The organism is Nostoc sp. (assembly GCF_036917455.1).
Classification (GTDB): domain Bacteria; phylum Cyanobacteriota; class Cyanobacteriia; order Cyanobacteriales; family Nostocaceae; genus Nostoc.
The window spans coordinates 1-8,374 of record NZ_JBALDK010000037.1; the positions used below are offsets into that span (position 1 = coordinate 1).

Sequence of the window (8,374 nt, forward strand, 5' to 3'; positions counted from 1 at the left end):
AAAAGTGAGATCATCGTCTAATGAGCAGGGGGAGCAGGGGAGGCAGGGGGAGCAGGGGGAGTAAAGAAAAAACTTTAGTATGTTTTACTACTAAAAACTAAAAGATATACTTAAATTGTTTCTCTCCCCCTGCCTCCCCTGCCTCCCCTGCCTCCCCTGCTTACTCACCTCACAAAATCGCATTGCTCCCCTACAACTATGACTACTGGTTGGAATATTTTTAAATCGAAATCCCAGAGATAAGTTATAAACTTTGTCCCTTCGTCTATATAACCCAACCTTCTCTTTTTTAGGATACCCAGAATCAGCTCAAACACTGAATAGAATACATAGTGTATTTACGGATTTTTATTTGGAGTGGGGAAACTCCAAATTATATAAATAACCGTGTTATTTTTATTTTTCAATGGCTGGAATCCGCCATTGGTGTAGCTTATCGGATATCAAGGAAGGAAAATAAACTATTTCTAACACCTAAATTTTAAAAAGGATTATAGAGTAAACTGAAATACAGACCATTTTCTTGTAATGTTCTGTCATTTGAGTCAACAGATATTAAAGGAACGCCCCAGTCAAGACGAACGGTGAAGCGATCGCCCTGTGTCCAACGCAACCCCAAACCAACAGCAGCTAAAGTATTATGGTTGGGATTCTCTCTACCCGAACTATTCCAGCCAATACCAAAATCTGCAAAGGGGACAACCTGTAAAGTACTATCTATTTGAGGTAAGCGCAGAATTGGTACTTGAACTTCCGCAGAGACAAAAGTGCCGTTATCCGTTAGCAGGTAATCTTGACGATAGCCCCGAATGCTATCTTGCCCACCTAAGCCAAATTGCTCTAAAGGCAAAAGTGTTCTAGATGCAAGTTGTGTGTTTAAACGAAGTAACAGTAAGGTTTCAGGAGCTAAAAGGCGTATCCACTGTGCTTGTCCTTGCCAAGCAAAAAAACGCCCATCGGGAGCATTTTGATTAATCGTGGGATTCAATACATCTATGCCCAAGCTAAATTGAGATCGGATGGCGATGACTTCGCGACTGTTACGACTCGTCCACTCTTGAAAAAATCTGAATGCAGATACCTTTGTGCGTCCCTGTTCATCAGCACCTAAACCGGGGAAAGGTAGTTGTTCTCCCAAAGGGCTATAAGAGGCTTCACTTTCCCGGCGAGAGGCTGTCAATCCCAGAGCAAATTCTTGGGTAGGAGTTTGAACTATGGGCTGGCGGAATGTTACTTCGTAATAGCGAGAAGCCGATTCGATATCTAAAACGTTGAAAGGAGGTTCAATGACATTACTCGACGTAGTGCCATAGTTGAAAGTCAGTGTCCCATTGCGGGGATTGAGTGGTAATGTGTAGCTTGCGTCAAAGGAATTGCTACCATCGGTATTAGTGTAAGCAACACCTAAAGAATCCCCTAATCCCAATAAGTTGCCTTCATTCAATCTTAATCCACGGCGAAAACTGCCAACACTAGGCGATCGCCCATTATCAAGAACTATTTGGCTACTAAAGGTTTTTGCCTCACTAACCTTGACTTCTAAAAGACTCGAACCTGTCCGCGATCCTGCTGATAGTTCAGCTGACACGTTTTGAATCAAAGGATTCAGTTGCAATAGTTGCAGTGCTTGTAGTAGACGTTGGCGATTCAGAGGTGCTGATGTCGCTATTGCTAGGCGGCTACGGACATAATTTGGATTCAACCGCCGAGTTCCAGTTACCTGAATATCTTCTAATTTACCTTCAACCACCTGAATTTTGACAACACCGGATTGGATTGTTTGGGGTGGAATATATGCACCAGAAGTAATGTAACCATTTCTGACATATAGCTCGGTAATTTTAGAACGTGCTTGATACACTTCAGTCAGCGAGATTGGTCGTTTGGTAAATTCAGCAGTGGCGAGGGCTAACTCTTTGGGACTGAAGACTGTGCTACCAAGAACTTCAAACCGTTCTACAACAATAGTTTGAGGAAAGTTGCCAAGTGGTGGTTCATCAGGTGTGGGAGTGGGGACAGAGGGGGGAAATAGTTCTGCTGGTGGGGGAAGTTGCTGTGGTAGTTCTGGTGAAGGACGTGGCGAAGGTATGGGTGGTTGTAAATCTCGTGGTGGTGGTAGTTGTTGTGACAGGATAAAATTACTAGTTGGTAATTGTGTTGTATCAACAGCCTGAGCTTTCAGTGGACTAGAAGATATGCTGCTGAGTAATATAAGCAGTGGTAACTGGGACGTTATAAGATTCTGAGGATATTTATTAATCATCACACTGGACTATTTTTTGTCAGTAACTATGGGATTATACGGAAACTACCTCAGATGTGAATCTTACTTCATCTTTTGTTGCTAAAGTTGATATCTTGAGCAAATCTAAATTTAAAAGCGAAATAATTTGGTGATTGCAGACTTCAAAGCATCAATTATTCAGACCGCAGAGTGTCAATCCATATCCCTTTGCTGGAACATTCCCATTAATTTACGTTTACGAGCGTGGGTTTGCATCAAGTTTTGCCGATAGCTTAACCAATCAGCTTTCTTCCCAGATTCTAAATAGGCGGTACGTGCCTTTTTCAACCATTCAACTGCGTAGTAGTAGTATTCGGCTTTACCTGCATCCATAATCTTTTCGGCACGGCGACGCGCATTAGCAATCACCCAACTAGGATTATGAGGGATAGCAGCATTCATGACGCGATGAATCAACTCGGAATTATAAGAACTGAGTTCGCTAGCGATCGCTATTGCATCATCAATTAGCCCCTCATGCAAGAATATATCTACTTTGGCTGATTCTGTTCCCCAACCACTAGAAGTACGGACAATTCTTAGCAGGTCTGTTTTAACTGTTTCCCAGTTTTCCCCAGCCAATTCTGCCATCCTTTCGTAGTCAACAAAAGAGGGCTTGACTTGAAAAGCCGCCTTGATTGCTAATAAAGCAGCTTCACTATTACCCAACTCAACAGCTAAATCACTTGTCCAAATTCCTAATTCATACTGACAATTACCTGGTAAATTTAAGCCACTCTGGGCTATATCTAGTGCTTGCTGTAATGCTCCTTGAACGCTGAGTGTTTTCGCTAGAGCAAAAGCCTCTTCCATTGAGTTCATCTGGGTTTGAGCAGCATCAATTGCTTCTTCCACTCTGCCCAAACGCCCTAACATTGTCAGATACTGCTGCGTTTGCCCTTCAGCTTCTGCTAAATACAAGTATTCTTGATAGCGTTCCTGGCCTTCAAGGATTTTTAGCCGAATTAGTGCCAAATCATCTGCATAGTCTGGCACATCTTCTTCCCAAGCTCCCCTTTCAGTAATATTACCTTGGAGAACTTGTAGCAATGGTGGATAATCCCAACCTTGGCGTAAAGCTTCCATAACTAAGCCAAAATCAGCATTCCACTCATCTTGCCAAGCTTCCAAATTTATTTGAATATCAACTTTTTCTTCGGGAGTGAGTTCAGTAGTAAGAATTGCTTCACACCAAGCCTGATTTAATTCGTCAACAATTTCATCATTTTCAGCACCGTAATCGGCAATATCGTCCCAATTTTTCACACAGGTAAAGGTAATCGCCTCTAAAATAGCGATCGCATTTTCACCTTCTCCCCGTTCGCTAAAATCTACCGCAGTTTGCACCACACTCAGTAAATCTTCGGCAATCGGATCTTCTTCACACCCCTCCTCAAAGTAGCGGACAGCATCTCGAATAATCTGCCGGACTTGTCGCCGAAAAGCAGCCGGATCGATAGTAAGGCGGCGCACAGATTTTATGGTTGTTTGCTCGACAATAGGATTCGTCATCCAACCTACATGACGGTCAATTGCCTCAATTAATGGTGGATCTTCTTTTACCAACTCTTGTAGCAGCCTTTGAGTTTGGATAAGATCCAAGCGATCGAGTAGTTGTTCTAGGGTGGGGCGCTGCTCAATATATTCTGAATTACGCGCACAGACGAGCATCGTCGCTACAATGTGTTTGCACCACCCGTCAAAGTCGTAAGCACAGGTGCAGTTTGCTGAGGTTAACCCACTGTTATCGAAACTCAGATTGACATGATAAGGTCTAGCTTCAGTCCCTGCAACTTCAGCCTGAAGGATATGACCGCGTTGGGTAACAGCATTGACAGCACCAGCCTCATAGTATGCTTCGCCGCGTTGGAAAGATTTGGCGTTAGCATGACGGCGGATAGTAAATTCAGTAATTTGGGGAATAGACATCGAGCGATCGCCTGTGTAAATCCTCTGGATGAATCCTAAATCAAGCTTAGGTGTTAGGCGATCGTGCTGTAAAGTCATTTGTCAATTCCTCAGTCCCCAGTCCCCCAGTCCCTAGTCCCTTTAAAGGATAAAAAAAATAAGTATCTAGATTTGACTATAATTACTGAAAACATCCATCTTTTCGCCAGAAGTTAGTGAATCATAATTGAAGTAAGCAACACCCGAACGTTAAATCAGTAAATAGTTATCAGGCAGATGGTAGGGGATTTAAAATCAGTTAACAGTTTCCAGTATTCACTGATAATTGGATGCTGGGGGCTTAAACCCAGCAACGAAACTGACAACTGATAACTGATAACTGTTAAAGGGGTTGCGCTGATTGTCGGTCAAGTTGAGAATAAATAGGCGAAGCAGACGGGGAACCTAACGTGAGTCAAGGATTTGATTACGATTTAGTCATTATCGGCGCTGGTGTAGGCGGACATGGTGCAGCCTTACACGCCGTAAGTTGTGGTTTGAAAACAGCGATTATTGAAGCTGCTGATATGGGAGGAACCTGTGTTAATCGGGGCTGTATTCCTTCTAAAGCACTGCTGGCGGCATCTGGGCGAGTGCGGGAGTTACGCGATGCCCACCACCTCAAATCGCTGGGAATTCAAATTGGTAACGTGGAATTCGATCGCCAAGCGATCGCTAATCATGCTAATAATCTCGTCTCGAAAATTCAAGGGGACTTAACCAACAGCCTCAAACGTCTAGGAGTCGATATCATCAGGGGTTGGGGAAAAATCGCTGGGGCGCAAAAAGTCTCTGTAACCGGAGACGGTGGCGAAAAAACCATTACAGCCAAAGATATTATCCTTTCGCCTGGTTCAATTCCTTTTGTACCTCCAGGGATTGAAATAGATGGCAAAACTGTCTTTACCAGCGACCAAGGTGTAAAGTTGGAGTCGTTACCAGACTGGGTAGCGATTATTGGTAGTGGTTACATCGGCTTGGAATTTTCTGATGTTTACTCAGCTTTGGGTTGTGAAATCACCTTGATTGAAGCTTTAGATCAGTTAATGCCAGGATTTGACCGCGATATTGCCAAACTTGCCGAACGAGTGCTGATTACTCCCCGCGATATTGAAACGAAAGTCGGGATATACGCTAAAAAAGTCACCCCTGGTTCGCCTGTGGTAATTGAGTTAGCAGATTTCAAAACTAAAGAAGATGTAGATGTCATCGAAGTAGATGCTTGCTTGGTGGCTACAGGACGCATCCCCGCGACCAAAAATCTTGGTTTGGAGTCTGTGGGTATAGAACTCGATCGGCGGAATTTTATCCCAGTTGACGATCGCATGGCAGTACTATCAGGCGGTGAAGTAGTACCAAATGTCTGGGCAATTGGCGATGCTAATGGAAAGATGATGTTAGCACATGCGGCTTCTGCTCAAGGCATCATCGCGGTAGAAAATATAATTGGGAGGGAAAGAATAGTAGACTATCGCAGCATCCCCGCAGCAGCTTTTACCCACCCAGAAGTCAGCTATGTAGGTTTAACAGAAACCGCAGCGAAGGAATTAGGACAAACCGAAGGGTTTGAAGTTGGCACAAGTCGGAGTTACTTCAAAGGGAATTCCAAAGCGTTGGCAGAAAATGAAGCCGACGGTATTGCCAAGGTGATATATCGCAAAGATACAGGAGAAGTCTTAGGCGTTCACATTTTCGGACTGCACGCCTCAGACTTAATCCATGAAGCGTCAGCTGCGATCGCAAACCGTCAATCCGTCCAAAGCCTCGCGCATCTAGTTCATGCCCACCCAACACTCTCTGAAGTCTTAGACGAAGCTTATAAACGAGCTATTTAGTCACTTGTCCTCTGTCATTTGTCCTTTGTCAATAAACAAGGACAAATGACCAATGACTAATGACCCATGACCCATGACCAATGACCAATGACTAATTATGCAAATCCGCCGTCGTTCACCTAACCCAGCTATTGCCGTATCCATATTACGTTATCAGGTAGCCGTGCCAAATGCCGCGCCAAACAACATCTTAGAAGAAATTGTCTGGCAGAAAGAAGTAGAATATGACCTGATGCGGGAAAAAGTTCCTTTGCAAGAATTGCGGAAGCAGGTACTGACTGCGCCGCCAACTCGTGATTTTATCGCCGCTTTGCGCGAAGGTAAAACTAAACCAGCATTGATTGCCGAAGTTAAAAAAGCTTCACCTAGCAAAGGCGTTTTCCGAGAAGATTTTGACCCAGTAGCGATCGCCCAATCTTATCAGCGAGGCAAAGCTAGTTGTCTTTCGGTGCTAACCGATGTCAAGTTCTTTCAAGGTAGTTTTGAAAACTTGGCCAAAATTCGGGCTGCCGTAGATTTGCCCTTATTATGCAAAGAATTTATCATTTATGCTTACCAGATATACTTAGCGCGGATTCATGGTGCAGATGCTATTTTATTGATTGCAGCTATCCTGAGCGATCAAGATTTGAAATACTTCCTCAAAATTGCTAACAACTTGAAAATGGCAGCCTTGATTGAAGTCCATAGCTTGGCAGAACTTGACCGTGTGTTAGCCTTGGATGGGGTCTCTTTGGTAGGAATCAATAATCGCAATTTGGAAGATTTCTCTGTTGATCTGCAAACTACTTGCCAACTTTTAGCTGCAAGAGGTAGCCAATTGCAGGAGAAAAACATCCTTGTTGTCAGTGAGTCAGGACTACACAACCCAGATGATTTGAGTTTAGTGCTTACAGCAGGTGCATCTGCTGTACTAATTGGAGAATCTTTGGTAAAACAACCAGATCCCGGCGCTGCCATAGGCCATATCTTGCCGAGGAATTTCTGAAATCAACACCTCCCCTGTACTTCTTAGTGCAGGGCAACTAATGAGGCATACTATGCGTAGATACGCAGTACTTTACTATCAAGTATTATAAATTCTTTGCCAAATCTTCATCGCTAATCAAATTAAAGCATAAGCAACTAGTTATTTAGTATGTAACAATTCATTTACAAGAGATAAAATTTGACTAATACAAAATTCCAGATATGAAATCAAAATTGAACTTCATGGAGCAAATTCCTCTACCTTCACCTATTCACTACGAACTTATACTTCAACTTTTAGAAAGACAAACTATGTTAGCAGTAAATGATAATCCAGATTTACGACATCAGGTAAATCAACTAATTATCACTCTGCGTAAAGCTGCGGTGCAACAAAAGCGACTAGAAGAAATTTGCGAGTTTACCTCTGTGACTGTCGATCACCGTTGGTCAATTAACCATCAGAAGGATAGTAAAGTTGTTGCCCCCGATTGAAGCTAATAACTTAATATCTAAACTTTAAATTTTGCATCTTTGTTAAGATAGCTTACTATTATCAGAAGATGTCTCTGTGTATTAAAGTCCCAGTACTCAAAAGTTCCGCCGCACTTACCTGACTCCAAAATGCACAGCTTGGGGTGTGATTTAAAAAGTTTAAAATATCCTCTAACACTTCACATTAAGTAGTGGCCCACATCTGTAAAGCACTACTTAATAAATAATATAAATCTCTTCTTATCTTTAATATCTGCTACTGGGGAAAAGTAAAATATCTATTAATTCGCCCACGACCAAACCAAATACTGCTAAAACTGTTAATATCCAAAATGAATCTAGTTTGTTGAAGCCAGAAAAGCGCATTTCCCAATCAGCCAAAAGTGTAGTCGCGAAGGGGATGATAAAAAGCCTTAATAATAGCGACCAAGTTGCGACAAAAGCAATTGATATACTTAAAAATAATACAACAGCTAAAGTTTGAGAACCAAATTCTACAAAACGCTCTAACCAAGAAGTACTCTTTCGCACTATAGCTAAAACCATAGCAGCAACAAAAGCTCCCACTAACCAAACAATATGATTAGCAGCAAGATACCATCCCAGAAGGGTGTAAGCTAGCCATAGTAATACTAAAGGCATCAAAGGAATCCTGCTAAAAAATTCCACATTCATACTGCTAAGGTTTGTAAAAATAACAACTTAGTATCTTAATTATAGTCAAAGCTTATTACCACTCAAATTTTTAAGTATACCAATTTGGCTCAGGATATTCCTCTATCTACAGGGCAAATTTAAGTGATACTTTTTCGTTGTGAGAATATATAGATTAAGGAATTTGAGT

General features: G+C 42.3%; 6 protein-coding genes. 3 read left to right on the forward strand and 3 right to left on the reverse strand.

What is annotated here, in order from left to right:
- Nucleotides 1-481 precede the first annotated feature (481 nt).
- Together V7K42_RS03935 and V7K42_RS03940 are read right to left on the reverse strand one after the other, a co-directional pair.
- Nucleotides 482-2,263 carry a ShlB/FhaC/HecB family hemolysin secretion/activation protein gene (locus V7K42_RS03935; protein ID WP_334913741.1) on the reverse strand — a complete coding sequence of 594 codons (1,782 nt, stop codon included), beginning with the start codon at nt 2,261-2,263 and terminating at the stop codon, nt 482-484.
- Nucleotides 2,264-2,437: 174 nt separating this feature from the next.
- Entirely contained in the window at nt 2,438-4,213 is a 1,776-nt protein-coding gene (locus tag V7K42_RS03940) for an SWIM zinc finger family protein (RefSeq protein ID WP_334913743.1), read from the reverse strand.
- A gap of 428 nt (nt 4,214-4,641) precedes the next feature.
- Here V7K42_RS03940 and lpdA point away from each other — a divergent pair, with 428 nt between their 5' ends.
- From lpdA to V7K42_RS03955, 3 genes are all read left to right on the forward strand, one after another.
- Entirely contained in the window at nt 4,642-6,066 is a 1,425-nt protein-coding gene (lpdA, locus tag V7K42_RS03945) for a dihydrolipoyl dehydrogenase (protein WP_334913736.1), read from the forward strand.
- A 97-nt stretch (nt 6,067-6,163) separates the two neighbouring features.
- Entirely contained in the window at nt 6,164-7,054 is an 891-nt protein-coding gene (trpC, locus tag V7K42_RS03950; RefSeq protein ID WP_334913738.1) for an indole-3-glycerol phosphate synthase TrpC, read from the forward strand.
- Nucleotides 7,055-7,278: 224 nt separating this feature from the next.
- Nucleotides 7,279-7,530: a DUF5340 domain-containing protein gene (locus V7K42_RS03955; protein WP_094344272.1), complete on the forward strand. Its 252-nt coding sequence runs from the start codon at nt 7,279-7,281 to the stop codon at nt 7,528-7,530.
- 246 nt (nt 7,531-7,776) lie between these two features.
- Here V7K42_RS03955 and V7K42_RS03960 read toward each other — a convergent pair whose 3' ends face one another.
- Complete coding sequence (locus V7K42_RS03960; protein ID WP_334913739.1) at nt 7,777-8,205, reverse strand: hypothetical protein; 429 nt, start codon at nt 8,203-8,205, stop codon at nt 7,777-7,779.
- Between the last annotated feature and the right edge of the window lie 169 nt (nt 8,206-8,374).

Excerpts from the sequence above, each read along its gene's own strand:
- V7K42_RS03935 (WP_334913741.1), bottom strand. The coding sequence starts at position 2,263 with ATGATTAATAAATATCCTCAGAATCTTATAACGTCCCAGTTACCACTG.
- V7K42_RS03940 (WP_334913743.1), bottom strand. The coding sequence starts at position 4,213 with ATGTCTATTCCCCAAATTACTGAATTTACTATCCGCCGTCATGCTAAC.
- trpC (WP_334913738.1), top strand. The coding sequence starts at position 6,164 with ATGCAAATCCGCCGTCGTTCACCTAACCCAGCTATTGCCGTATCCATA.
- V7K42_RS03955 (WP_094344272.1), top strand. The coding sequence starts at position 7,279 with ATGGAGCAAATTCCTCTACCTTCACCTATTCACTACGAACTTATACTT.
- V7K42_RS03960 (WP_334913739.1), bottom strand. The coding sequence starts at position 8,205 with ATGAATGTGGAATTTTTTAGCAGGATTCCTTTGATGCCTTTAGTATTA.